Source organism: Kordia jejudonensis, assembly GCF_001005315.1.
Taxonomy (GTDB): Bacteria; Bacteroidota; Bacteroidia; order Flavobacteriales; family Flavobacteriaceae; genus Kordia; species Kordia jejudonensis.
This window is the reverse complement of sequence record NZ_LBMG01000051.1, coordinates 15,798-41,179: the sequence shown is the minus strand read 5'-3', so window position 1 is coordinate 41,179 and position 25,382 is coordinate 15,798. Positions and strand designations below refer to the sequence as shown.

Below are 25,382 nucleotides of genomic sequence, written 5' to 3'. Positions count from 1 at the left end.
CAACGAATTACTTAACCTTTACAGAAATGACACAGATTTTTACAATAAAAAAGCTGAAAATTATCTGAGAATTCTAAAAATAGGATAACGCAAATGTGCTTTTTCATAATGATTGGACTGTTTGTAAATCCAGCGTAATTGTTGAGAAGCACTGTTGGAAAAAGTGGTGTCTGTTGCTTTTTTCTGGGTAAATTCTTCGCGTAAGCGTTGATTACTAGCCAACATATCTTTGGCTTCATCTTCAAAAACATATGCCGAAAATCCTTCTTTTTGTTGTAAAATAGTGTCGAAAAAGTTCCAGTTAAAAAACGAATCTACAGCTTCTGGTTCCAAGGTTTCCAATAGATAACGAAATGCTGCTTGATCTGTATATACAATCAAATCTCCTTCACTGAAATTAATTTTTTGCGGTGTTTTTGTCACTTCAGTATTGTAATGTGTATAATGACCTTCAAACGGATTTGAATACGTTTTATAATTTTTAATATGATAGGTTTCTACGTTAATAATAGTATCATTTTCAATAGGTTTCATTGCAACATTATTCAACTCCAAAAGTTCAACAACCGTATGCCAACCTTTTGGAATTACATAGGCTTTTGGAACCACAACTTCTTTTTTCGATTTAAAAAAGTTTGCATATTCTACGTCTTTTGTAAATGGTTTTGAAGGATTATATTGTAAACGTTTCTGTCCAGTAAGGTCACTTGTAATAAAATTACCTTCATACCCTTTAAACCTTAAGATAGACTTATTATTTTTATCTAATTCCCATTGAACTGGATAGGTTTCTGCAGCTACAAAAGAGGCATGCGTCTTTTCGCGGATAGATTTTATTTCAGAATGATGTCTCGTTTCTATGTTTTCAATCAACGCGTCCATTAATGCATACGTTCCTTCCACACGTTGTTTGTAGGGTTTTAGCATGTGCGTTTCGACCATTAAACCTAGCGTATTAAACAATGTTGTATATCCTGTAGAATATCTTGGCGAATCCATAAATTGTGAAAATCCAGCTTCAGGTGTTCTTCCAAAAACATTTACATACGGCGTAATGTCCCAATTATTTTTTTGCAAAGTAACTTCCAAATCGGGCATCATGGTTTCATGTAAAAATTGTCCAGCTTCATGACCCAATTTGTTATGTTGTGTAAATAAATGTGTCAATGTATATTGATAATCTGCACCATTACTCACATGATTGTCCACAAAAACATCAGGTTGAACTTTATGAAATATTTCAGAAAATGCTTTGGCATTTTTTGTGTCAGATTTGATAAAATCACGATTCAAGTCATAATTTCTAGCATTTCCACGAAAACCATAGGCTTTTGGACCGTTTTGATTGGCTCTTGTGCCTGAATTTCGATTCAAACTTCCACCAACATTGTATACAGGAATCGCCGCAATAACTACATTAGCAGGCGCTTTTTTTGTACCATTTGCCAAATCGCGAAGCAATAACATGGTCGCATCAATTCCGTCGCTTTCGCCAGGATGAATTCCGTTATTAACTAATAAAATGGTTTTTTCGTTACGGATTTCATCAAAATCAAAATTTCCGTCAGGATTATACGTTACCAAATGCAACGGTTTGCCCGAATCCGTTTTTCCGATCGTTTCTAAGTGAATTTCGTTGTAAGTTTCTGCTAAATCTTCATAAAAACGGATTACTTGCGGATATGTTGGCGTTTCCGTTCCGTTTGACGTTTCAAAAATTGTAATAAAATCTGAATTAGTTTTTGAATCTTTTTGTTCAGAAGAACAGGCAAAAAATAATGAGAATGCTAAGAGTAGAAGCAGTTTTTTCATGAAGCTTTATTTTGGCTTTTCAAACTTAATCAAAAAAAATAGAAAAAATAGTGCGCTCATTGCGTAGATATTTTACAACATGCAAAAGCATTCTAGTTTCATATTCCGAAAAAACTTGCCAGAAGAAATAATAACTGTATTTTTGCGGCTTCTTAATTTTAAGAAATATTAGAGCAAAGAATTATGACTGAGTTTATTAGAAAGCGTGCGGCGAATGCCAAAAATGATATTTTGAGTGGTTTAACAGTGGCTTTAGCATTAGTGCCAGAAGCTGTTGCATTTGCCTTTGTCGCAGATGTGCCACCAATGGTAGGATTGTATGGAGCATTTATGATGGGATTGATTACGGCGATTTTTGGTGGACGTCCAGGAATGATTTCTGGAGCTACTGGCGCGATGGCAGTTGTAATGGTGGCTTTGGTAAAAAAAGGACATGCGTTTGGTTTAGAAAACGATATGGGCGAACAAGGATTGCAATTTTTGTTCATCACCTTATTAATGGTTGGCGTTATTCAAGCATTGGCGGGTGTTTTTAAACTTGGAAAATTTGTAAGACTGATTCCGCATCCTGTAATGATGGGATTTGTAAACGGTTTGGCAATTGTAATATTTATGTCGCAATTGGCGATGTTTCCACAAATTGCGCCTGATGGCGTTTCTTTTTGGTCAGATGCTGGTGCTTGGTTTTCAGCATTATTTAGCAATGCATCCTTTTGGTTAATGTTCGGATTGGTTGGATTGACGATGTTGATTATGTGGGGATTGCCAAAATTGACAAAGAAATTACCAGAAGCGTTAATTGCTATCATTGTAGTTTCTGCTATTGTTATTTTTGGAAATGTAGATGTTGCCACAGTAAAATCGTTTATAGTAGAAGGAAGTAATGGTACTGCTGACGGATTGAAAGGTGGATTGCCAGTATTTCAATCGGATATTTTTACAGGAAAATTATGGAGCATGGAAGCGTTGTTGATTATGGCGCCATATGCGTTTATTTTAGCGGCTATCGGATTGATAGAATCGTTAATGACGTTAAATTTAATTGACGAATTAACCGAAACACGTGGAAATAGTAACCGTGAATGTTTGGCACAAGGTGGCGCAAACTTTTTAAACGGACTTTTTGGTGGAATGGGCGGTTGTGCCATGATTGGACAATCAATTATTAATATAAAAGGTGGCGGACGCGGACGATTGTCTGGTATTGTTGCCGCTTTGGCTTTATTATGCTTTATATTATTTGCGTCAGGCTTAATAGAACAAGTGCCAATTGCAGCCTTAGTCGGAGTAATGTTTATGGTCGTTATCGGAACATTTGCCTGGAGTAGTTTTAGAATTTTAAGAAAAATTCCCGTAAGTGATGCTATCGTATTAATCGCGGTTTCATTAATTACCGTTTGGCAAGATTTAGCTGTTGCTGTTATTGCAGGTGTTATTATTTCTGCATTGGTATTTTCATGGGAAAATGCAAAACGTATTCGTGCACGAAAGAAAGAATTGGCAGACGGCACAAAAGTATATGAGATTTTTGGACCGTTATTTTTCGGAAGTGTTCAGGCATTTAATAGTAAGTTCGATATAAAAAATGATCCTGACAAAGTTGTGATTGACTTTATGGAATCGAGAGTTTCCGATCATTCTGCCTTGGAAGCAATTTTTAATCTTATTGAGAAGTACGAAAAGGCTGGAAAACAATTGCGCGTGAAACATTTAAGCGAAGATTGTAAGGCTTTAATGGTTAAAGCTTCTCCTAAATTGGCCAATGTAATTGAAGATGCTATCGATGATCCGAGATATTATGTCGTTATGGATCCTGAGAATTAGTCGTTTAGGTTGTTAAGGGTGAAAAAAAGTTAGATAAGTACACTAATTTTTGTACCTTTTCCACAGATTTTTAGCTTACTCCAACCCATGAGTATCATACGTGTTTTATTAGTATTTTTTGTCTTTGTTTCTATATCACATGGACAAATAAACCGTACGGTAGATAAAGATAGTATTATACACTTGCATTCTATTGCCAAAGAACTATCAACACAGCGAAAATTTAATGAAGCACTTTCTGTTGGTCAAAAAGCTTTGGCAAGTTCGAATTTCATAGAGAATGACAGCCTTATTGCTGAAAGTTATCGCACTTTAGGAATTGTATATATCCGAATGGAATATAATAAGCTTGCCATTGAAAACTACCGAAATTCCATTTCATATTATGAACGATCAAACAATCAGAAAGGGTTAATGAAAATCTATAATAACATCGGTTATTATTTATTTAAACAAAAAAAGTACGAAGAAGCAGAAGAACAGTTACGCAAAAGTTTAGCGCTTTCCGAAAATTTCAGTACAGACCTAAGTTCAATCTATCCAAAATATAATATTGGACAGTTATTTTTAGATAAAAAAGAATATTCAAAAGCTTCTGATTGTTTTCAAAAAGTAATTACATATTGCGATACAAGTGAAGCATATTCGGCAACTTCAAAGTTATTACCAACTTCCTATTATTTTAATGGTCAAGCATTACTTGGGCAACAAAAAATAAAAAAAGCAACGGAAGCCTATCAACAAGTTATAGCGTTATCTGATGAAAATGATCCAAATTATTACGAGTTGTTGGCGTTGACTTATGAACAATTGATTGAAGTGTACAGCTTGCAAAAAAATGAATCTGGCGAATTAAATGCGTTAGAAAAGCATATTCAATTTTACGAATTACACAAGAAAAAACAAAAAGATAAAACCTTCGAAGAAATTCTTCTAAAGTACGGAATCGACGCATATGAAAGTCGTTTGGAAATTATAGAAGAAGATCGAAAATTGAAAGAAGATTACATTAATTGGTATGAAAAATTGATCTACGTATTAATTGTAAGCTTGATTATTTTATTGTTGTTTACAGGTTTTTTCTATTTAAATCAACGTTGGCGAGTTCGGACAAATGCATTGTTAAGTAAGCAAAATAGACAACTGTTTGAAGCTAAAAAACAGATTGAAAATGTTTCTAAAATACGGTCAAATTTCTTTTCATTAATCAGTCACGAATTGCGAACACCTTTATATGCAATTATAGGAATGACAAATTTATTATTGCTTGAAAAACCTGCGGAATATCAAGAAAAATATCTGAAATCATTAAAATTTTCAGGCGAACACTTGCTGGCAATCATCAATAATATTCTGCAAATGAATAAAATTGAAGCGAGTAAGATGAATACCGTTGAAGAAATTGTTGATTTAAAGAAAAGTATTCAAAATGTCATTACGTCTGTAAGCTTTCTTGTCAAAGAAAATAAAAATACTATTACTATAAAATATGATGAGGGAATTCCTGATCAATTGTTGGGCGATAGTTTAAAAATATCACAAATACTTTTCAATTTACTTGACAATGCAGTGCGCTACACGTATGATGGAAATATTACACTAGCAATTTCAAAAGTTAGTGAAACCAACGAACATATAACGTTGAAATTTTTAATAAAAGATGACGGTTTAGGCATTCCACAACAGAAAAAACACATCATTTTTGAAAACCTAGAAAAAGGTGTCGTGTTAAGTGAGGACAATGGATATTTGGATTTAGGACTTGGTTTGACTACCGTAAATAATCTACTAAGAGTATTAAAATCGAAACTACATTTAAAAAGTGTATTAAATGAAGGTTCAGAATTTTACTTTCAGTTAGAACTTCTTAAAACCGAAACAGAAGAAGAAACAACTACGGTGTTTGAATCGAAAGTATATAACTTTTCAGGATTAACCGTTTTAATTGTAGACGACAATGCGGTAAATGGTTTATTAACACAAAAAATACTCGAACGAAAACAGATAGAAACTAAAGTGGTACACAGTGGTTTTTCAGCATTGGATATTTTGGACGAGCAAGAATTTGATTTGATTTTGATGGACATGTTTATGCCAAAACTAAATGGTGTTGAAACTATTGAGAAAATTCGTGAAAACAACAATAACATTCCGATTATATTATTAACAGCAATGGAAATTTCTGATGCCTACGCAAAAGTAGTTGATGCACAAATAAGTGGCGTTATTAGTAAGCCGTTTGAACCCGAAATGTTATACGATAAAATTGATACTGTAATTAAGGCTATAAATGAAGAATAACTGGAAATTACATATCATCCTTTTCTTTTTTGCTTTCGCAAATACGTTTGCGCAGGAAGTGAGTAAAGACAGCATCAAAAAACTAAATGATGAAGCTTTTAATCTAACGCGTCAATTTAGTTTTGGAAAATCACTTTCATACAGTTATTTGGCAATTCAGCATTCCACAAATAATAACGATTATGAGTCATTGGCAAGTTCGTACAATATATTAGGAATTACGTATACGCGCATGAACTATTTTAAAAAGGCGCAAAAATACTATGAGAAATCTTTAGAAATTCACACATCATTTGACAACAAACAACAAATTACCTTGTTGTATTATTATTTGGCAAAAATTTCTATAGATCAAGAAGAATATGAAGATGCTAAAAAGTATATCGACCTTGGATATAGTGTTGCAAACGCAACTGGCGACCCAGAAAATATTCTGGTATTAGATTGGATTTTGATTCAACTATACCAACTAAATGGCGAGTACAGAAAAGTAATTGCCTATGTGGAAACCATGGAAGAACGCATCAAAATTGCTTCAAATACAGCATTTTACGAAGCGCGAAAAAATTACTTAGGGTTCATACTTGGAGATACCTATTATCATTTAAAAGAATATGATAAGGCGCAAAAATATTTAGAAAAACATGTAAAAGATGAATATGTTCATAGTAGAGATTTAGCCGTTTCATATAAGCAATTGGCTGATATTTATAAATCGAAAGGAGACATAAAAAAATACAAAGAAGCACAAATAAAATATCAAGAAAACTTAAAAAAAGATTTAGATACAGATCATGAATTGCTCAAAGATGAATTGTTAATGAATTATAGTTTGAGTAAAGATCAGCTCAAATTAGACATATTAGAAGAAAAAAATCAGCGACAAACAGCAATTGTAAATCGTTCGCGAATCATAGTAATCATTATCATTATTTTACTTTTGGGTTGTATATTTTTAGGCGGTTTACTTATCAGAGCCATTTACAAAAAGATAAAAAGTAACAAGTTATTGCGTATCAAACACAATTTATTAGAAGAAGCAAAATTGAAGGCGGAAATTACCTCTAAAACAAGATCGAACTTTTTCTCCATAATGAGTCACGAATTGCGAACACCATTGTATGCTGTTACAGGAATTACACATTTGCTCTTAGAAGAAAATCCGAAACCATCGCAAAAACAATACTTAAAATCGTTAAAATTTTCAGGAGATCATTTATTGTCGTTAGTAAACAATATTCTGCAAGCCAATAAGTTAGAAGATAATACAATTACAATTGGTGCATCAACATTCAACCTGAAAACAAATATTGATAACATTATAAAATCGTTTGATTTACTCATAAAAGAGCGTGAAAACGAATTGCACATTGCGTACGATAAGGACATTCCTGAATTGTTAGTTGGCGATAGTTTAAAGATATCTCAAATTCTAATCAACCTCATTAGCAATGCGATAAAGTTTACCAAAGGCGGAACAATTCGTTTGAGTGTTGAAAAAGTAGATGAAAGTTTAGAAGATGTTTTGCTACATTTCTGCGTACAAGATACAGGAATAGGAATTCCGAAAGAAAAGCAAGAAAAAGTTTTTGAAATGTTTTCGCAAAATTACGATGCTATCAATGAAGAATATCAAGGTTCAGGATTGGGTTTATCCATCGTAAAAAAACTTTTAGAAGTCTACAATAGTGATATTAAACTTGAAAGCGAAGTGGACAAAGGCACAACGTTTACGTTTGATATTCGTTTTCCGAAAACTCAGGAAGCGGTTACAACCATTAGAGAGTTTGACATTGATGGCGTTGATTTTAGTCATCTAAAAATGTTGGTAGTTGATGACAATCGCATCAATCAAATGTTGACAAAGAAAATATTATCTACAAAAAACATTACGACAGATATTGTGGCGAGTGGAGCAGCAGCTATTGAAATTGTAAAACAAAACACGTATGATGTGATCTTGATGGACATTCATATGCCAGAAATGGACGGTTATCAAGCGACGAAAGCCATTCGTCAATTTAATAAAGAAGTGCCGATAATAGCTTTTACAGCGGTTTCTTTGGATGATAGTTTTCACAAAATTCATAACTCAGGAATGAACGACATGATTTTAAAACCATTTGTGGCTTCACAACTATTCAACCTTATTCATAAACATATGAAATAGTTCAATACTTTCGTAAGAAGGTTTATAAATTCAGTTAAATCAACAAACAACGAACAACGAATTGACAAATATCGAATTATGAATTATAAATGTTAAATACTAAATGTAAAAGTATCTTCCCCAACACCCAACACCCAAAACCTAATTCCCTGATTCAACTCTCACACTTTCAGGAACTAATAACGTATAATCTCCGTTGTTACGAATAACTTCACGCACAATAGAAGATGAAATATAAGAAGTACTTGCGGCCGTTAATAAAAAGATAGTTTCCACAGGCGCCAAATCACGATTGGTATGTGCAATGGCTTTTTCAAACTCAAAATCAGCAGGATTTCGTAGTCCACGTAAAATAAAATCTACATTATGTTTTTCACAAAAATGCACCGTTAAACCTTCATAAGTAACCACTTTTACTTTTGGTTCATCTTTAAAAGCATCTTCAATAAACTGTTTGCGCTGTTCCAAACTAAACATGTATTTCTTAGCAGAATTAACACCAATTGCCACGATGATTTCATCAAATAATTTTACGCCGCGTTTGATAATATCATAATGTCCTAACGTAATAGGATCAAATGATCCTGGGAAAATAGCTTTTTTCATTTCTATAAAAATTTTGAAATAAGTTGTAGCAAGGTACTACTTTTTAGATAAAGCCAATTCAATAGCATTTCCAAACAATTCTGGTAAAGAAATTCCAGCAACTTTTGCTTGTTGTGGTAAAATGCTTTCTTCGGTCATGCCAGGAATCGTGTTTACTTCCAGCAAATAAGGTTCATTGTCTTTAAAAATGAATTCACTTCTTGAAAATCCTTCCAATTTTAACACTTCGTAAATGTATTTGGCAACTTTTCTAACATTCGCTTCCATTTCTGGAGAAATTCGAGCAGGCGTAATTTCTTGTGATTTGCCTAAATACTTTGCTTCATAATCAAAAAAATCATTCTCCGAAACAATTTCCGTAATTGGCAAAACGGTTGTTTTTCCTTTATAATTAATAACACCGACAGAAACTTCTACACCATCCAAAAACGACTCAATAATCACTTCATCATCTTCTTTTAATGCAACATCAACGGCATTTTGTAGCTCAGAAATCTTATGTACTTTCGAAATTCCGAAACTACTTCCTGCTTTATTGGCTTTCACAAAACATGGCAAACCAACTTTTTCTATAATGGCTTGTTCGTCAATATCGTCGCCCGCATTTACATAATAGGAAGTTGCACATTGAATTCCGTAAGGTTTTAGGGTAGACAATAAATCACGCTTATTAAACGTCAATGCAGCTTGATACATGCTACAACTCGTATGTGGAATACCCAAAAGCTCCAAATAGCCTTGCATATAACCGTCTTCGCCTGGCGTTCCGTGAATAGCATTAAACACACAATCAAACGTAATCTTTACATCGTCAATAACTACTGAAAAATCATTTCTGTCAATGGGAAATTCGTTGTCATCTGTAGTGACACAAACCCACTTATCTTTAAAAATATGAACTTTATACGGATTATAAATTTCTGTATTTAAATGTGTATACACAACATTTCCAGTTTTCAGTGAGATGGCGTATTCACTAGAATATCCGCCCATTATGATGGCAATATTTTTCTTCATTCGGATAAGAAATAACTCAAATAAACGTTATGCAAACGAAAGTAAATCTTATTGTGGACAAATCAAAGTAGAAAATTAGGAATAATAGTATGTATATTTGTCCCATAAAATCGTTTGTAGACATGAATTTTTTAAAGTTTCTCATATCAAAAGTATTTTTAAAACAGCTTGGATTTGCTGTTGGAATATTGATTGTTATTATTTTTCTTACGATGCAATGGTTGAGCTTTTCAACAAATCAAGGAGATTTCAAAACGGTTCCTGACGTAAGTAAACTGTCGTTTGAAGAGGCAAAAGCCAAATTAGCGGAGAATGATTTAAAATACAAATTACAAGATACTTCTAACTACAATCCTGATTATCCAGCATTCTCAGTCATTGAGCAAAGTCCGATTGCAGGAGAAAAAGTAAAAGAAAATAGAAAAATATACCTAAAAATAAATCCTTCCAAATACCGTGAAATTACAATTCCACACGTGATCCAAATTACGAGAAGAACCGCAGAATCAACTTTAAATGCAGTTGGTTTTGGAGTTGAAAAAGTGACGTACAAAGACAATATTGGAAAAGACATGGTATTAGGATTGCAATACAAAGGAAAGCCGATAAAACCTGGGCAAACGCTGCCAAAAACGTCAAAAATTGAATTGATTTTAGGAAATGGAAATCGTCCAGGCGGAAGTTCTAATGATGAAAACGAAGAATAATGGAGGAATATAACTTTCCACAACCACAAGAGGAATCAGACGAATTATACGAACATTATTCGTTTACTGCCGAAAAAGGACAACAACCGTTACGTGTCGATAAATACTTAATGAATTTCATTGAAGGTGCTACGCGAAACAAAATTCAGCAAGCTGCCAAAGATGGAAATATCTATGTAAATGACAAGCCTGTAAAATCCAATTACAAAGTCAAAGGCAATGATGTCATCAAAGTATTATTTGCGCATCCACCTTATGAAAACTTATTAGTTGGAGAAGATATTCCTATTGATATTGTATATGAAGATGACGATTTGTTGGTAGTCAACAAACCTGCGGGAATGGTTGTGCATCCAGGACATGGAAACTACTCAGGAACTTTGATTAATGCGCTGATTTATCATATTGATAATCTTCCAAAAAACTCAAACGAACGTCCAGGATTGGTACATAGAATTGATAAAGATACCAGCGGTTTGTTGGTAGTTGCCAAAACGGAAGAAGCCATGACACACTTGGCAAAGCAATTTTTCGATAAAACTTCAGAGCGAATTTATTACGCATTAGTTTGGGGAAATGTAGAAGAAGATGAAGGCACTGTAGAAGGTAATATTGGACGACATCCTAAAAACAGGTTGCAAAATACGGTATTTTTTGGCGAAGATGCTGACAAAGGAAAACCTGCCGTTACGCATTACAAAGTGTTGGAACGTTTGGGATATGTAACCTTAGTTTCTTGTCAGCTAGAAACTGGTCGTACACATCAAATTCGTGTGCACATGAAGCATATTGGTCATACATTATTCAATGATGAACGTTATGGTGGCGAACGGATTTTAAAAGGAACAACCTTTACAAAATACAAGCAATTTGTAGACAACTGTTTTAAAATTTTACCACGACAAGCGTTACATGCAAAAACTTTAGGATTCATTCATCCAAGAACGGGCGAGAAGATGAGTTTTAACTCAGAAGTTCCAAATGATATTGCTGAATGCGTTGAAAAGTGGCGTAACTACGCGAAGCATACGGAAATGTAGTTTTTTGGGTGTTTGGTATTTTGTACTCAAAAGTTATTTTTACGCTTTTAGATTGTTTATTTGTCCATTTGTTTATTTGAAATTAAAAAAATTATAAATTTTAAATGCTAAATGTTGAATTTTAAATGTAAAAGTCTTTCTAGCAATCAACAGCGTCACTTCGAGTGAAATTTCCCAAGAAATTTAGTATCGAGAAGTATCAAAGGAACCGATATTTCAAACGTAAAAAAGTATTTTTAAGACCCAAGACCCAAGACCCAAGACCCAAGACCCAAGACCCAAAACCCAAGACCCAAAACCAATTAGTATTGAGAAGTATTTTCGAATATCAAATAAAGAACAAAGACCATCATTCGTGAATTCGTGACCAAAAAAATATTAAATTATAAATGCTAAATGTTGAATTTTAAATGTACAAGTCTTTCTAGTAATTAACAGCGTCACTTCGAGTGAAATTTCCCAAGAAATTTAGTATCGAGAAGTATCAAAGAAACCGATATTTCAAACGTAAAAAAGTATTTTTAAGACCCAAGACCCAAGACCCAAGACCCAAGACCTAAAAACTATTTCTTCACATCAAACAACAATGATTTCTTTTTAAAATCAAGTCGTATTTGGTTATACGTTCTCTTTTTGATGAAGTTCAAATCTTTCTTAGTAATTTCAAAACTAATTTGCGTAATCCAGCGATTGGAAACATTTGAATAATCAGAATCAATTTCGTAATTATCAGACTTTACCGTGAGTTCTTCTTCCGCTAAAAAAGTCAACGTAGCACCTTTCAACGTTTTAATTTTTGTAGTACCTAAAATAAAAGTATCTAAAAAGAGATATCCATTCAGTTCTTGAATGCCAGCCCAAATACCACCATGTTCAGAAATTGCAATTTGATCACCAGGAATATTTTCTATTTTGTTTTCTGTATACGTATCCACATGCGTACGTTCCATAGCACGAATATTTCCCATACGCGCCAACACTTTATCAATTGCTTTAAATAATTTCATGAACCTTTTTTTAAGGGCTGCAAGATATAATTATTCTAGGAAAGATGTGTCAATTGCTCAAAAATATCAAAATGATGAGCTTCGCTTCGCAATTCTATCGTCAGTTTATTTCTTTTAAGTGTAATTCTATATATTTTTTCAGCTTCAAAAAGCGGTGTTAAAATCTCTAAAATTGTTAGAAAAAAGTCAGATTGTTTGCCTTTTGATTTTATCACATAGGTTGGATACGCTTCCAATCTGTTGTAAAGTGGTTTGATGCGATCTGAAAATTTTCGTTTCCGAATAAAATAAGAAACCTTTTCTTGTGATACATTTTGACATGTCCATTCGACCAAAATCAAAAAATTTTCACGCTTTGAAGAACGCAATAACTTTCCAGCACTAGTGAAGATTGCTTTTTTATATTTTAAATCCCATGTGTAATTAGAGGGAATATTTCCATAAATAATATAGCCAACAGTGTTGTACGTACCTTTGACACTTCCTTTTTTGCTCGCAATAAAACGTTCAAATACTTGACAAAATTTCTTGTTTGCTTCGTAAAAAGGAGAATCTTGCTCATGTGGCAATGCATTGGATTTTATTTTCATAGAAAGAAGATTTGTACTATAAGTTTCTTAAAGATACGGATTGTTATAGGTTACTTGTGCCAATGAAGTACTAAATTTTAAATGTCAACTATAAAATATCGAATATCGAATAAAGAATAAAGAATAAAGAACAACGAATATTGAAATTATAAATGTTAAATGTAAAAGTATTTTCGAACAAAGAACAAAGAACAAAGAACAAAGAACAAAGAACAAAGAACAAAGACCCAAGACCCAAGACCCAAGACCAAAAGAAACTAGTATTGAGATGTGAATATTGAGTATTGAGAATTAAATTCAAACAACTAATAACGAAGTTAAAATGTTGAATGCTACATGTTGAATTTTGAATTGAAAAGAATACTTTTAACAAGCAACAAGCAACAAGCAACAAGCAACAAGCAACCATCAACCAGCAACCAACAAACAACCAGCAACCAATCCATAAACAATTCTTATTTCCATATAAAAGATAACTCTTTGAAAGACGATTCGAATTTTTACAAAAATTGTATTTTTATCCTATGAAGATTAGTGAATTAACGCTTTTTACCAACAATTTAGAAGATCAGAAACAGTTTTACACAACAGTGTTAGAGTTGCCTTTGGTGTATGCTGACACAGAAAAATTTATCGTAAAAATTGGTGTTTCTTCATTGACATTTGTAAAAGCAAAAAAGTCAAATCCTGCGCATTTTGCCATCAATATTTCTTCGTATAAAATTGAAGAAGCGTTGTATTGGATTCAAAAACGAACAGCAATTTTACTTTGTGAAGGCGAACAAATTGCCGATTTTTCCAATTGGAATGCAGAAGCGTTGTATTTTTATGATGCAGATGGAAATATTGTGGAATTTATTGCTAGGAAAGACTTAAATATCATTAATTCACATCCGTTTTCTGCAACCGATTTAATAAATATTAGCGAAATCGGAATTGTTTCAAATGATCACAAAACCATATACGAGAAACTTCACGCCATGCGTCCGATTTCAATCTATGATGGAAGTTTAGACCGCTTCTGCGCGTTGGGAAATGCGGAAGGTTTGTTCATTTTGGTCAACAACACAAAGAAGAAGTGGTTTCCAACACAAGAAGAAGCATTGATAGCCGATTTTCAAGTGAAAGGCGACTATAATTTTGCATTTACAAATGGTCAAATAATCACAGAAAAAGAGTACATTTAACAACATAAAAAACGAAAAAGAAAAAATGAAGATTGTCATATCACCAGCAAAATCGTTAGATTTAGATAGCAAAATTCCAACACAAAAATATACAGAAGCTTGTTTCTTAAAAGAAGCCGAACGCCTGAGCAACGTATTAAAAAAGAAATCTCCTAAAAGTTTAGGGAAATTGATGCATATTTCAGATTCGTTAGCCGAATTGAACTGGCAACGTAATCAAGATTGGAGTTTACCATTTAACACAGAAAATGCGCGTCCGAGTATTTACACGTTTAGCGGACAGGTTTTTCAAGGATTAGATGCGTATTCGTTACCAGAAGAAAAAATAGACGTTTTACAAAATACATTGCGAATTCTTTCAGGACAATATGGATTGCTAAAACCGCTAGATTTAATGCAACCATATCGTTTGGAAATGGGCACAAAATTGCCAGTCGGAAAAAATAAAAATCTATACGAATTCTGGAAAAAGAAAATTACCACACAATTAAATGATGAACTTGAAGATGATGAGTTATTTGTAAACTTAGCAAGTAACGAATATTACAAAGCGGTAGACGCAAAAGCTTTAAAAGTTCCCGTAATTACGCCCGTTTTCAAAGATTTAAAGAATGGCGAATACAAAACCATTATGACCTACGCAAAATTGGCAAGAGGTTACATGACGCGTTACATTGTAGAAAAAGAGGCAAAAACGATTGATGATTTAAAAGGTTTCAACTACGAGGGTTATGGCTTTAGTGAAGAAATGTCTAACGAAAATGAATTAGTCTTTACACGATAAACATATGTTTCGCTTTTTTACGCCAATTCTCATCTTTCAAATCTTTTGCTTGTATCATGCATACAAAAACCGCAAAGATTACTTTTGGTATCTCATGATATTGATGCTGCCCGTAATTGGAGCTTTGTTGTATATATTTACGCAAGTTTTTAACAAAAAAGACTTGGAAAAAATCTCTGAAGAAATCGTAACGGCAATCGTACCTTCCAAAAAAGTAAAAGATGCTGAAAAACAGTTGGCATTTGCTGATACATTTCAGAATAGAGTAGCGCTGGCAGATGCACATTTTGAAAATGCTGATTATGAAAACGCAAGCATTCATTATGAAGCGGCATTAAAAGGGAATTTTCAAAAAGATTTCTACGTCATAAAGCAAATGATGGGCGCTATGAATCAATCGCAAAACTATACTGAGGTAATTCGGTTAGCCGAAAAAATCAAAGACAATTACGAATTTGAAAAATCAAATGCACAGTTTATTTACGGTTTGGCATTGGATAAATTGGGACGAATAGAAGAAGCAGAAAAAAATCTAAAACCAATTGACCAACGGTATTCAAACTATCAAGAACGTTTAGTGTTGGCAGAGTTTTATGTTCGAAACGGGAAACGTGAGGAAGCCAAAGAAATTTTGGATGAAATCATTACAGAATCTGAACACATGACGAAACTCAATAAAAAAACACATCGTCAGGTAATTGCGAATGTTCGAAAATATCGTGCAGAACTTTAAAGTAATTTGAAGATTTGAAAATGTGTTAAGTTGATAATACAATTCGTGTAAATTCAACATAATAATTTCCAATCTTCTAATCTTTCAATCTTTCAATCTTTCAATCTTTCAATTTACACCAATGTTCCACCACAAACATCCTTACGAACCTTTCCTTCAATCGGATACTGAAAAACTCATTGTCGGAACGTTGCCACCACCACGATTTTCCACAGGCGATTTACTCGAAAAAGATGTTGATTTCTGTTATGGGAGTTATTACAATTCGTTGTGGTTGTTTATTGATAAAATTCACAATTTGAACTTGCGTTATGACAATTCACAAGAAGCGATTGACGAACGTAAGCAATTCCTAATCAATCATAAAATAGGAGTTTGTGACATTGTAGATAGTTGCAAACGTGAAAAAATAGATGCTTCCGATTTGGGAATGCAACACATTCAATTGCGTGATGTAGTTGGATATTTGCAGAAATTTCCAAGCATTCACACGATTCTATTTACTGGTGGAAACTCTAAAAATGGTCCTGAATATTTCTTCCGAAAACACCTGAAAAATTACAATTTAAAATTAGAAGTTGTATCTGATGTTGTTCCTAGAATTCATAAATTTGATCTCAGTCGAGCTGAAAAAAACTCAGACACAACGTATTCAATATCGACAAAAAAAATGTCACATCGAGCGTGTCACATCGAGCGCAGTCGAGATGCTATTGAAATACAATCAAGAATAATAAAAACCGTTTCACTCACTTCAGCTTCTGGCGCAGCAAACAGAGCAGTCGGAAGCATTCCATTATACCGAAGACTAAAACGCGAAAACCCAAAGTTTACTACGTTTGATTTTCGCGTGATGCAGTATCGGGAATTTTTTTAGTGAAACTCCATTTTGAGAAGTCAGCAAGACGAATTTGTAGCGATTAAAAGTACATTTTCAACAAGTTACTATTTCGTCTCTATTCTATAATTTAACAGCGTAGCGATCTTTTATCTTTTCTTTACGAAAAACGCCAAGCCAAAATCCGACTCACTTTATTTCCTTGTCCCATCGGGATAGTTTTTACCGTTGTGGCGTTGACACGTTTTAGCGCATCATACATTGCTGGAAGATTGTCTTTTTTAGAAACTAAGGTTGTAAACCACGTACATTGTTTGGCAAACTGTTTACTTTCCTGAATCATATTTTTAATAAACTTCTTTTCGCCACCTTTACACCACAATTCATTTGCTTGTCCACCAAAATTAAGTTCAGTTGTTACATTTGTAGTACCTTTTAAATTCTGTAATTTACGCAATGTGCCTTCTTGTGCTTGTTTGGCAGATCGATGAAATGGCGGATTGCAAAGTGTCACAGTTATTTGATCGTCTTGCTGAATAATTCCTTTAAATATTTGATTCGGATTTTCCTGTTGTCGAATTTCAATGCGATCTTTTAAAACTTCATTTTTTGAAATAATGTGCTGTGTATTTTCAATGGAAACTTTATCAATATCAGAAGCAATAAATGTCCAACCGTATTCCTGTGTTCCAATAATGGGATACACCAAATTTGCACCAGTTCCAATATCTAAACACGTAATATGTTTTCCTTTCGGGATTTCATTCTGATTAGATTCAGATAATAAAGTTGCCAAATGATGAATGTAATCTGCTCTGCCAGGAATTGGCGGACACAAATAGCCATCAGGAATGTCCCAAAATTCAATTTGATAATACTGCTTCAACAATGCTTTATTGAGCATTTTAACAGCTTTCGGATCAAAAAAGTTGATAGATTCATCGCCAAATTTGTTAAATGCAACAAATGGTTTCAATTCAGGACATATTTTTGTCAATTGATCAAAATCATAACGTCCTTGATGTTTGTTAAGCGGATGTAATTTTGAAGTTGCTACTGAGCGCTTTTTACGTTTTGAATCCATGCGTTGATTTTATCTTCAAGCAATTGTAATGGAATACAACCTGTACTCAATACTTGATTGTGAAATGCTCTAATGTCAAATTTATCGCCTAATTCCTGCTCCGCTTTAGCACGCAACTCACGAATTTTTAATTGTCCAATTTTATAAGATAATGCTTGTCCCGGCATTGCCATATAACGTTCGATTTCAGAAATAATGCTTGCTTCACTTTCTGCTTCATTATTCAACGAATATGCTATGGCTTCTTCGCGCGTCCAACCTTTTGCGTGCAATCCTGTGTCAACTACCAAACGAATCGCACGGTGCATTTCCATGCCCAACATTCCAAAATATTGATACGGATCTGTGTATAAACCTAATTCTTTTCCTAAGGATTCTGTGTACAATGCCCAACCTTCGCCGTATGCGCTGTACCAAAGTGTTTTTCGAAACGCAGGTAAATCCTCGTTTTCTTGTGTTAAGGAAATTTGATAATGATGTCCTGGAATTGCTTCGTGTAAAAATAAGGCTTCATCTGAAAATACATTGTATGTTGAAGCGTTAGGAATTGGTGTGTAGAAAATTCCCGGACGTGTTCCGTCTAACGAACCTGGATTGTATTCAGCACTTGCAGAAGCTTCTCTAAACGCTTCCGTACGACGAACTTCAAAAGGTGTTTTTGGTTTTACATCAAACAGTTTTTCTATTTGAGGCTTCATTTTATCATGAATCGCATTGAAATTGTCAATAATCTGTTGCGGTTCTGTATAAGGCATCAATTCTTTATTTTCTCGCACAAAATTGAAAAATGCTTTGATATCTCCTTTAAAACCAACTTGTGTTTTTACTTTTTCCATTTCTGCTAAAATTCGTGCTACTTCTTTCAAACCTAGCTCGTGAATTTCATCCGCAGTCATGTTTGTAGTTGTGTAATTTTTTATGGAATGATTGTAATAGGCTTCTCCATGTGGAAGTGCTGCAATTCCGCTACTTTCACGACCAGCTTTTAAATAATCGCCTTTTAAAAATTGATACACGTCATTAAAAGAAGGAATCAATTTTTCCGTTAGCATTTTTGTATACGAAGCTGTCAATTGTTTTTTATCGTCATCTGAAAAATCTGTCGGAAAGTTTTTGATTGGCGAATAAAATAAATGGTTTTCAACATCTTTTGAAGCTAATACTTCAAATTGTGGAATTACTTTTTTTATCAACGATTTTGGCAATACAAATTCTTCTTGAATTCCTTCTTGCATGCGTTCTTTCGCCGTTTGTAACCAAATGTTATATCCTTCCAAACGTTGCAGCCAATTGTTGTAATCTGCAACAGTTTTAAACGGTTGTGCACTTGCGCCACTTGCCAATTGTCCCACCACTAAATTCAATGTCCACATTTGATTTAATGGCAATAAGCGATCATTTTTAAAACTCAGTTGTCTTAAATTCATGTCACAATCCCAACGTAAAATTTCTTTACTCAATTGTTCACTTTCAGAAAGCGAAGCATCTTCAAAGTTTGTAAGTTCTTCTTTAAATGATGCATAATGCGCTTTCATCTTTTCATGATGTTCGTCAGATAAGAAATTCGGAAACTGATCGTTGTACGTGTTTATTCCTGCAAAGGTTGCATTCAACGGATTCAATTCAAGTCCTTTTTGATAATAACTATCTAAAAATTCAGCAAAATTTTGTGTTGATTTTGCAGTTTCCGTTTCGTTATTTTTCTTCTCGTCTTCACAAGAAATGAACGCTACTAGAAAGATTGAGAAAATATAAATGTATTTCTTCATTTGGTGAGTTTGATTAATGAATGTTTAAAAGTACTACTTTTTAGCTTACAGAATTTGTGAAACGAAATCGGCAATTGTTTTTGTTCCGTTTTTAGTCAAATGTTTGATGAAAGCACTTCCTATAATAGCGCCTTTTGCTTTTTTTGTTGCCTGATTGAAGGTTTCTCGGTTGGAAATTCCGAAACCGACAATTTGCGGATTTTTTAAATTCATGGTGCCAATTCTATCGAAATAATCGGCTTGTGTAGTACCAAAACTACTTTTTGCTCCTGTGGTTCCTGCCGAACTCACCATGTAAATAAATCCGTTAGAAATGCTATCGATAAATCGGATGCGTTCCTCAGACGTTTGCGGTGTAATTAGAAACACATTGATCAATCCATATTTTTCAAAAATAGCTTGAAACTGCTCATGATACACGGCAACGGGCATATTTGGAATAATTAATCCGTCAATTCCGACTTCTTGACATTTTTTACAAAACGCTTCAATTCCATATTGCATCATTGGATTTAAATACCCCATTATTATCAATGGAATAGAAACGGTTTTACGAATATCTTTTAGCTGATCAAATAAAATTTGACTCGTCATTCCGTTTTCCAATGCTTGGGTAGAACTCGCTTGAATCGTTGGTCCATCTGCTAACGGATCGCTAAATGGTAAGCCAATTTCGATCATATCGACACCATTTTTTTCCAATTCTTCAATCACGCCAACCGTATCATTCAAACTTGGATAACCTGCTGTGAAATATATGGAAAGTAACTTTTTATCTTCTTGTAATTTTTGGTTTATTCTATTCATGGTATTCATATTTTTTGCATTCCTGCGAAGGCAGGAATCTTCTTTTTCATTTCATAAAAACGTACATCTAGACATATTCTGAAAGATCTTTCCAATCAGGATTTAATCCATTAATTAAATTAATTTTCCATTCACGTTTCCATTTCTTCAATTGTCGTTCTCTTTGGATAGCATTGTTTACATATTTGGTAGTTTCAAAATATACAAGCTTGTGTACATTATATTTTCCTGTAAAAGTCCGTATTCCATTATTCTTATGTTGATATAATCTTCTCTTTAATTGATTTGTTCTACCAATATATAAAACTGTATGACTTTTGTTTGTTAGTATGTAAACGTAATGCGTATCCATGTTTTTTATAAGATTCCTGCCTACGCAGGAATACAAAATGATTCAGTTATAATTTAAAATAATCAATATACGTATTCAAATCCTTGTCGCCACGACCTGATAAATTCAAGATTACAATTTCGTCTGCTTTGAATTTTCGTTGTTCAAAAACAGCTAATGCATGCGACGTTTCAATGGCAGGAATAATGCCTTCTAATTGTGATAACTCTAAACCAGCGGTCATGGCTTCGTCATCTGTAATAGAGATGAATTCGGCACGTTTACTATCATATAAATGTGCGTGCATGGGTCCGACACCAGGATAATCTAAACCAGCCGAAATAGAATACGGCTCTGTAATTTGTCCGTCTTTGGTTTGCATTAATAAGGTTCTACTTCCGTGAATAATGCCGTCTTCGCCTAATACCGAAGTTGCAGCACTTTCGCCAGAATGGATTCCTTTTCCAGCCGCTTCAACAGCAATCAAATTGACGCGTTCGTCATCTAAATATTGATAAAAAGCGCCAGCTGCATTGCTTCCGCCACCAACACATGCAATGACATGATCTGGATACGAACGACCTTCTTTTTCTTGTAATTGCCATTCCATTTCCTCAGAAATTACAGCTTGAAAACGTGCGACCATATCTGGATACGGATGTGGTCCAACCACAGAACCAATGATATAATGCGTATCTACAGGATTGCTAATCCAATCGCGAATGGCTTCGTTTGTAGCATCTTTCAAGGTTCTACTTCCAGATAGTGCCGCACGAACTTCTGCGCCTAACATTTTCATACGTGCTACATTTGGTGCTTGTCGTGCAATGTCAATTTCGCCCATATACACAATACATTCCATGCCCATTAAGGCACAAACGGTTGCGGTGGCTACGCCGTGTTGTCCAGCGCCCGTTTCAGCAATAATTCTCGTTTTACCCAAACGTTTTGCCATCAAAATTTGCCCAATCGTGTTGTTTACTTTGTGCGCGCCTGTATGGTTTAAATCTTCACGTTTTAGGTAAATTTTTGTATTGTATTTTTCAGATAAACGTTTGGCATAAAATAGAGGAGAAGGACGACCAACATAGTCTTTCAGTAATTGTTTGAATTCTTTTTGAAAAGAATCTTCATACATAATTTCCAAATATTTTTGGCGTAATTCTTCTACATTCGGATATAACATTTCAGGAATGTACGCGCCGCCAAATGTGCCGTAATATCCTTTTTCGTTAACGTGATAAGTCTTTTTCATAGTCTTTGTTTTTTCGCGTATGCGGGAATCTATTTTAATTATTTCATTTCCTTTATTTCTAGTGTGATGCTGAATCGAGTTCAGCATGACTGACGTACTGTATAAAATATTGTTACTTACGTCAGCCTGAACTTGATTCAGGCTCTCATAATCTTTTTCTTTTAGTATAGAATTGTTTCTAGAGTTGGGTTTAATTTTTTTATTAAATCAATTTTCCAATCTCTTTTCCAACTCTTCAATTGTTTTTCTCTTGAAATTGCTTGGTTAACGTCTAAAAACTCTTCATAATATATCAAATCGATTACATTATACTTTTTTGTAAACTTAGAACCTACTCCAGCTGCATGATCATTTATTCTTTTTTTTAAATCAGTTGTTACGCCAATATAAAATGTAGTTCTATATGTATTCGTGAGTATGTATATATAACTTTTTTTCATTTCTTGTGTGATGCTGAATCAAGTTCAGCATGACGAATTATTTTCTATATATTTTTTTGTTTAAACTCTTTTAGTAGTTCAATATTCTTCAATCCTGGAACAATTTCAAATTTACTATTTACATCTAAAGCATAACAGTATTTTGACGCGTTACTTTTCATAAAATCATTCAATTTTGTGATAGTTTCCAAACCAATTCCGCCACTTAAAAAGAATGGTTTTGTAGATGGATAGTTTTCCAATACTTTCCAATCGAACGTAACACCGTTTCCGCCAGGTAATTTTCCTTTCGTATCAAATAAGAAATAGTCAACAACTTCTTCGTATTCTTTTAACACAGAAAAATCAAATTCATCTTTTATAGAGAATACTTTGATGATTTCCACAGACGAGTTTCGTTCGTTGAAATTATCATGCTTTACTTGATTCAGCATTTCATCAGTTGCATCTCGACTGCGCTCGATGTGACACTTTTCCTTTAACTCTTTACAAAACTCAGGATTTTCACTTCCATGTAATTGTATGGCTTGTAAATCGTGTAATTTTATCTTGTTTACGATTTCTTCAACAGAAGCATTTACAAAAACACCAGTTTTTTTGATCTCTTTGGGAATTTCAGGAATAACCGTATCAAAATAACGTGATGATTTTTTGTAGAATATAAAGCCCAAATAATCAGGTTGTAAGTTGCTTACAGCCGTCATATTGTCTTCGTATTTCATTCCACATATTTTGAGTTTCATAGTTTGGTACTTATTTATTATTCCTGTGTAGGCAGGAATCTGTTTATTTTTTTCATTTCTTGTGTGATGCTGAATCAATACTCAATCTAGTTCAGTACATGGTTCAGCATGACGTTCTGCGCTAATTTGCGTCATCCTGAACTTGATTCAGGATCTCATAGCCTTTGTTTTATAGATTAATTGTTTCCAATGATGGATTCAATTTCTTTATTAATTCGATTTTCCAATCTCTTTTCCAGTTTTTTAATTGTTTTTCTCTAGCAATCGCTTGATTTATATCTAAAAATTCTTCGTAATACACTAAATCAGTTACGTTATATTTTTTTGTGAATTCAGAACCTTTTCCATCTGCATGAGAAATTATTCTATTTTTTAAATCTGCCGTAATGCCAATGTAGAAAGTAGTTCTATATGTATTCGTGAGTATGTATATATAACTTTTTTTCATTTCATATGCGATGCTGAATCAATACTGAATCGAGTTCAGCATGACGACGTTTTGATTAACTTTCAACTCAATTCTCTAATAAACTCCAACGCACTTTTACCTGGATTTTCAGTTTTCATAAAGTTTTCTCCAATTAAAAAACCTTGATACCCAAAAGGTTTCAACTCGTTGATCGCTTCAACAGAACTAATACCACTTTCTGAAACTTTTACAAAGTCATCAGGAATATGCGTTGATAATTCTTTACTGATATCCGTGCTGACTTCAAAGGTTTTTAAGTTTCTGTTATTTACACCTAACATGTCTAATGATGGCATGATGGATTTTTGCAATTCTTCCAAATTGTGAACTTCCAACAGAACATCTAAGTCTAAACTTTTTGCTGTTTCTGAAAGTGTTTTAATTTCTTCTCGTGTCAATACTGCTGCAATTAATAAAATGACATCTGTGCCATGTGCTTTTGCTTCTAGAATTTGATATTCGTCAATGATGAATTCTTTTCTAAGAATTGGCAATTGCGCACTCGCTCTTGCTAGTAACACATCGTCTAATGATCCGCCAAAGTATTTTCCATCGGTTAAGACAGACATTCCGCAAACACCAGCATGTTCGTATCCTTTGGCAACATCTTCCACACTTGCATTTTGATTGATGACACTTTTGGAAGGCGAGCGTCTTTTAAATTCGGCAATAATTCCTGTATTACTTTTGCGTAAAGCGTTTGCTAATGAAACAGTTTCACGCTCAAATAGCACAGAAGCTTCCAATTGCGAAATCGGAATGATACTTTTTTTAAGTGCAACTTCTTTGTATTTGTCTGCTATGATTTTATCTAAAATGGTCATAAAAATTTTCAATTTTTATTCCCGAGAAATCGGGAACCTCTTATTATTTACTCAATTCCTGCAACTTCTTCAATACTTCCAACGCTTTTCCAGATTGCAAGGATTCTTTGGCAATTTCGAAACCTTCTTTGGCTTCTAAACCTTTTACGGTAGCAATTGCCATTCCTGCATTGGCACAAACTACATTGTTTTGTGGATCTGTTCCTTTTCCTGCTAAGATGTTTGTGAAGATTTCAGCAGCCGAAGCGACAGAATCTCCACCATAAATAGAAGCTTGTGTGTGTTGCGGAACGCCAAAATCTTCAGGAGTTAACATTTCTTCTGAGTTGTTTCTGATTGCTTTTGTTGGTCCTGTTAAGGATATTTCATCGTAACCATCTAATGCGTGTAAAATGGTATAGTTTTTATCTGTATTTTGATATAAATAGCCATACATTCTTGCCAATTCTAAGTTGAAAACACCAACCATTTGATTTTTCGGAAACGACGGATTTACCATCGGACCCAACATGTTGAAGAATGTTTTTACACCGAGTTCTCTACGAATTGGCGCTACATTTTTCATAGCTGGATGAAATAAAGGCGCATGCAATACACAGATTCCTGCTTTGTCAATACATTTTTCTAGAAAGTCTGTATCGTTTGTAAATTTTATGCCTAAATGTTCCATGACATTGGATGAACCACTTACCGACGAAACTCCGTAGTTTCCGTGTTTGGCAACTTTTACATCGGCGCCAGCCGTAATGAACGAAGCTAAGGTTGAAATGTTGAATGTGTCTTTTCCATCGCCGCCAGTTCCACATAAATCTATAGCGTTATAAGCAGATAAATCTACAGGAATACAGAGTTCGAGTAATGCATCGCGGAAACCTTTGAGTTCTTCAATGGTTACGCTTCGCATCATGAAAACCGTTAGGAAAGAAGCAATTTGACTCGGATTGTACATGTCTTTTGACATATTGACAATTACCTGTTTAGCTTCTGCTTCCGAGATGCTTTCGTGATTGATGAGTCTATTTAATAGTTTTTTCATGTTTTTTA

24 protein-coding genes are annotated in these 25,382 nt (G+C 33.9%); 9 read left to right on the top strand and 15 right to left on the bottom strand.

The window, feature by feature from the left end; all coding sequences use genetic code 11:
• Window positions 1–60 precede the first annotated feature (60 nt).
• Entirely contained in the window at window positions 61–1,812 is a 1,752-nt protein-coding gene (locus tag AA089_RS19420) for a M14 family metallopeptidase (protein ID WP_046758661.1), read from the bottom strand.
• A gap of 183 nt (window positions 1,813–1,995) precedes the next feature.
• Between AA089_RS19420 and AA089_RS19415 the strand changes: the two genes are divergently transcribed.
• From AA089_RS19415 to AA089_RS19405, 3 genes are all read left to right on the top strand, one after another.
• On the top strand, window positions 1,996–3,636 hold the full coding sequence (locus AA089_RS19415) for a SulP family inorganic anion transporter (protein ID WP_046758660.1): 1,641 nt from the start codon (window positions 1,996–1,998) through the stop codon (window positions 3,634–3,636).
• An 87-nt stretch (window positions 3,637–3,723) separates the two neighbouring features.
• Window positions 3,724–5,937: an ATP-binding response regulator gene (locus AA089_RS19410; RefSeq protein ID WP_046758659.1), complete on the top strand. Its 2,214-nt coding sequence runs from the start codon at window positions 3,724–3,726 to the stop codon at window positions 5,935–5,937.
• On the top strand, window positions 5,927–8,107 hold the full coding sequence (locus AA089_RS19405) for an ATP-binding protein (protein ID WP_053002593.1): 2,181 nt from the start codon (window positions 5,927–5,929) through the stop codon (window positions 8,105–8,107). The genes AA089_RS19410 and AA089_RS19405 overlap by 11 nt, the downstream gene beginning before the upstream one ends.
• A gap of 141 nt (window positions 8,108–8,248) precedes the next feature.
• Here AA089_RS19405 and coaD read toward each other — a convergent pair whose 3' ends face one another.
• Window positions 8,249–8,713, bottom strand: a complete 465-nt coding sequence (gene coaD, locus AA089_RS19400) for a pantetheine-phosphate adenylyltransferase (RefSeq protein ID WP_046758658.1) — start codon at window positions 8,711–8,713, stop codon at window positions 8,249–8,251.
• Between the two features lie 36 nt (window positions 8,714–8,749).
• Window positions 8,750–9,730, bottom strand: a complete 981-nt coding sequence (locus AA089_RS19395) for a D-alanine--D-alanine ligase (RefSeq protein WP_046758657.1) — start codon at window positions 9,728–9,730, stop codon at window positions 8,750–8,752.
• 122 nt (window positions 9,731–9,852) lie between these two features.
• Here AA089_RS19395 and AA089_RS19390 point away from each other — a divergent pair, with 122 nt between their 5' ends.
• On the top strand, window positions 9,853–10,437 hold the full coding sequence (locus AA089_RS19390; protein WP_046758665.1) for a PASTA domain-containing protein: 585 nt from the start codon (window positions 9,853–9,855) through the stop codon (window positions 10,435–10,437).
• Window positions 10,437–11,477 (top strand): RluA family pseudouridine synthase, encoded by a 1,041-nt coding sequence (locus tag AA089_RS19385; RefSeq protein WP_046758656.1) that lies wholly within the window; start codon window positions 10,437–10,439, stop codon window positions 11,475–11,477. Before AA089_RS19390 ends, AA089_RS19385 begins: the two co-directional genes overlap by 1 nt.
• A 563-nt stretch (window positions 11,478–12,040) precedes the next feature.
• On the opposite strand, the gene AA089_RS19380 is transcribed toward AA089_RS19385, so the two are convergent.
• The gene (locus AA089_RS19380) at window positions 12,041–12,484 is read right to left on the bottom strand and encodes a hypothetical protein (RefSeq protein ID WP_046758655.1); all 444 of its coding nucleotides are present in this window, start codon (window positions 12,482–12,484) and stop codon (window positions 12,041–12,043) included.
• A 35-nt stretch (window positions 12,485–12,519) separates the two neighbouring features.
• Complete coding sequence (locus AA089_RS19375) at window positions 12,520–13,074, bottom strand: hypothetical protein (protein WP_046758654.1); 555 nt, start codon at window positions 13,072–13,074, stop codon at window positions 12,520–12,522.
• Window positions 13,075–13,598: 524 nt separating this feature from the next.
• Here AA089_RS19375 and AA089_RS19365 point away from each other — a divergent pair.
• The 4 genes from AA089_RS19365 (at window position 13,599) to AA089_RS19350 (ending at window position 16,655) form a co-directional block, all read left to right on the top strand.
• Window positions 13,599–14,261 carry a VOC family protein gene (locus AA089_RS19365; protein WP_046758652.1) on the top strand — a complete coding sequence of 221 codons (663 nt, stop codon included), beginning with the start codon at window positions 13,599–13,601 and terminating at the stop codon, window positions 14,259–14,261.
• A 25-nt stretch (window positions 14,262–14,286) separates the two neighbouring features.
• Window positions 14,287–15,045 (top strand): peroxide stress protein YaaA, encoded by a 759-nt coding sequence (yaaA, locus tag AA089_RS19360; protein WP_046758651.1) that lies wholly within the window; start codon window positions 14,287–14,289, stop codon window positions 15,043–15,045.
• 4 nt (window positions 15,046–15,049) lie between these two features.
• Complete coding sequence (locus AA089_RS19355) at window positions 15,050–15,778, top strand: tetratricopeptide repeat protein (protein WP_046758650.1); 729 nt, start codon at window positions 15,050–15,052, stop codon at window positions 15,776–15,778.
• Window positions 15,779–15,899: 121 nt separating this feature from the next.
• Window positions 15,900–16,655 (top strand): uracil-DNA glycosylase family protein, encoded by a 756-nt coding sequence (locus AA089_RS19350; protein ID WP_046758649.1) that lies wholly within the window; start codon window positions 15,900–15,902, stop codon window positions 16,653–16,655.
• A gap of 121 nt (window positions 16,656–16,776) precedes the next feature.
• Here the strand turns inward: AA089_RS19350 and rlmF are convergent, their stop codons facing one another.
• The 10 genes from rlmF to trpD all read right to left on the bottom strand — a co-directional run bounded on the left by rlmF (window position 16,777) and on the right by trpD (window position 25,374).
• A complete protein-coding gene (rlmF, locus tag AA089_RS19345) occupies window positions 16,777–17,700 on the bottom strand; it encodes a 23S rRNA (adenine(1618)-N(6))-methyltransferase RlmF (protein WP_046758648.1) in 924 nt (307 codons plus the stop codon).
• A complete protein-coding gene (locus AA089_RS19340) occupies window positions 17,670–19,469 on the bottom strand; it encodes a DUF885 domain-containing protein (RefSeq protein ID WP_046758647.1) in 1,800 nt (599 codons plus the stop codon). Before AA089_RS19340 ends, rlmF begins: the two co-directional genes overlap by 31 nt.
• A gap of 45 nt (window positions 19,470–19,514) precedes the next feature.
• Window positions 19,515–20,276 carry a tryptophan synthase subunit alpha gene (gene trpA / locus AA089_RS19335; protein ID WP_046758664.1) on the bottom strand — a complete coding sequence of 254 codons (762 nt, stop codon included), beginning with the start codon at window positions 20,274–20,276 and terminating at the stop codon, window positions 19,515–19,517.
• Between the two features lie 67 nt (window positions 20,277–20,343).
• Window positions 20,344–20,628 (bottom strand): GIY-YIG nuclease family protein, encoded by a 285-nt coding sequence (locus tag AA089_RS19330; protein ID WP_046758646.1) that lies wholly within the window; start codon window positions 20,626–20,628, stop codon window positions 20,344–20,346.
• A gap of 46 nt (window positions 20,629–20,674) precedes the next feature.
• Window positions 20,675–21,862 carry a tryptophan synthase subunit beta gene (gene trpB / locus AA089_RS19325; protein WP_046758645.1) on the bottom strand — a complete coding sequence of 396 codons (1,188 nt, stop codon included), beginning with the start codon at window positions 21,860–21,862 and terminating at the stop codon, window positions 20,675–20,677.
• 161 nt (window positions 21,863–22,023) lie between these two features.
• Entirely contained in the window at window positions 22,024–22,302 is a 279-nt protein-coding gene (locus AA089_RS19320; protein WP_046758644.1) for a GIY-YIG nuclease family protein, read from the bottom strand.
• A 44-nt stretch (window positions 22,303–22,346) separates the two neighbouring features.
• Window positions 22,347–23,045 carry a phosphoribosylanthranilate isomerase gene (locus AA089_RS19315; RefSeq protein WP_046758643.1) on the bottom strand — a complete coding sequence of 233 codons (699 nt, stop codon included), beginning with the start codon at window positions 23,043–23,045 and terminating at the stop codon, window positions 22,347–22,349.
• A 169-nt stretch (window positions 23,046–23,214) separates the two neighbouring features.
• Window positions 23,215–23,493, bottom strand: coding sequence for a GIY-YIG nuclease family protein (locus tag AA089_RS19310; protein WP_046758642.1), 279 nt, complete (start codon window positions 23,491–23,493; stop codon window positions 23,215–23,217).
• A gap of 62 nt (window positions 23,494–23,555) precedes the next feature.
• Window positions 23,556–24,338, bottom strand: a complete 783-nt coding sequence (trpC, locus tag AA089_RS19305) for an indole-3-glycerol phosphate synthase TrpC (protein WP_046758641.1) — start codon at window positions 24,336–24,338, stop codon at window positions 23,556–23,558.
• 43 nt (window positions 24,339–24,381) lie between these two features.
• Window positions 24,382–25,374, bottom strand: coding sequence for an anthranilate phosphoribosyltransferase (gene trpD, locus AA089_RS19300; RefSeq protein ID WP_046758640.1), 993 nt, complete (start codon window positions 25,372–25,374; stop codon window positions 24,382–24,384).
• Window positions 25,375–25,382 lie beyond the last annotated feature (8 nt).

Bases quoted from the DNA above. Each gene is read 5' to 3' on its own strand.
- trpB (WP_046758645.1), bottom strand. From the start codon at position 21,862: ATGAAAAAGACTTATCACGTTAACGAAAAAGGATATTACGGCACATTT.
- AA089_RS19320 (WP_046758644.1), bottom strand. From the start codon at position 22,302: ATGAAAAAAAGTTATATATACATACTCACGAATACATATAGAACTACA.
- AA089_RS19410 (WP_046758659.1), top strand. From the start codon at position 3,724: ATGAGTATCATACGTGTTTTATTAGTATTTTTTGTCTTTGTTTCTATA.
- AA089_RS19340 (WP_046758647.1), bottom strand. From the start codon at position 19,469: ATGAAGAAATACATTTATATTTTCTCAATCTTTCTAGTAGCGTTCATT.
- trpD (WP_046758640.1), bottom strand. From the start codon at position 25,374: ATGAAAAAACTATTAAATAGACTCATCAATCACGAAAGCATCTCGGAA.
- AA089_RS19420 (WP_046758661.1), bottom strand. From the start codon at position 1,812: ATGAAAAAACTGCTTCTACTCTTAGCATTCTCATTATTTTTTGCCTGT.
- coaD (WP_046758658.1), bottom strand. From the start codon at position 8,713: ATGAAAAAAGCTATTTTCCCAGGATCATTTGATCCTATTACGTTAGGA.
- yaaA (WP_046758651.1), top strand. From the start codon at position 14,287: ATGAAGATTGTCATATCACCAGCAAAATCGTTAGATTTAGATAGCAAA.
- AA089_RS19385 (WP_046758656.1), top strand. From the start codon at position 10,437: ATGGAGGAATATAACTTTCCACAACCACAAGAGGAATCAGACGAATTA.
- AA089_RS19390 (WP_046758665.1), top strand. From the start codon at position 9,853: ATGAATTTTTTAAAGTTTCTCATATCAAAAGTATTTTTAAAACAGCTT.
- AA089_RS19355 (WP_046758650.1), top strand. From the start codon at position 15,050: ATGTTTCGCTTTTTTACGCCAATTCTCATCTTTCAAATCTTTTGCTTG.
- AA089_RS19405 (WP_053002593.1), top strand. From the start codon at position 5,927: ATGAAGAATAACTGGAAATTACATATCATCCTTTTCTTTTTTGCTTTC.
- AA089_RS19315 (WP_046758643.1), bottom strand. From the start codon at position 23,045: ATGAAACTCAAAATATGTGGAATGAAATACGAAGACAATATGACGGCT.
- AA089_RS19365 (WP_046758652.1), top strand. From the start codon at position 13,599: ATGAAGATTAGTGAATTAACGCTTTTTACCAACAATTTAGAAGATCAG.
- AA089_RS19375 (WP_046758654.1), bottom strand. From the start codon at position 13,074: ATGAAAATAAAATCCAATGCATTGCCACATGAGCAAGATTCTCCTTTT.
- AA089_RS19395 (WP_046758657.1), bottom strand. From the start codon at position 9,730: ATGAAGAAAAATATTGCCATCATAATGGGCGGATATTCTAGTGAATAC.
- rlmF (WP_046758648.1), bottom strand. From the start codon at position 17,700: ATGGATTCAAAACGTAAAAAGCGCTCAGTAGCAACTTCAAAATTACAT.
- AA089_RS19415 (WP_046758660.1), top strand. From the start codon at position 1,996: ATGACTGAGTTTATTAGAAAGCGTGCGGCGAATGCCAAAAATGATATT.
- AA089_RS19330 (WP_046758646.1), bottom strand. From the start codon at position 20,628: ATGGATACGCATTACGTTTACATACTAACAAACAAAAGTCATACAGTT.
- AA089_RS19350 (WP_046758649.1), top strand. From the start codon at position 15,900: ATGTTCCACCACAAACATCCTTACGAACCTTTCCTTCAATCGGATACT.
- AA089_RS19380 (WP_046758655.1), bottom strand. From the start codon at position 12,484: ATGAAATTATTTAAAGCAATTGATAAAGTGTTGGCGCGTATGGGAAAT.
- AA089_RS19310 (WP_046758642.1), bottom strand. From the start codon at position 23,493: ATGAAAAAAAGTTATATATACATACTCACGAATACATATAGAACTACT.
- trpA (WP_046758664.1), bottom strand. From the start codon at position 20,276: ATGAATAGAATAAACCAAAAATTACAAGAAGATAAAAAGTTACTTTCC.
- trpC (WP_046758641.1), bottom strand. From the start codon at position 24,338: ATGACCATTTTAGATAAAATCATAGCAGACAAATACAAAGAAGTTGCA.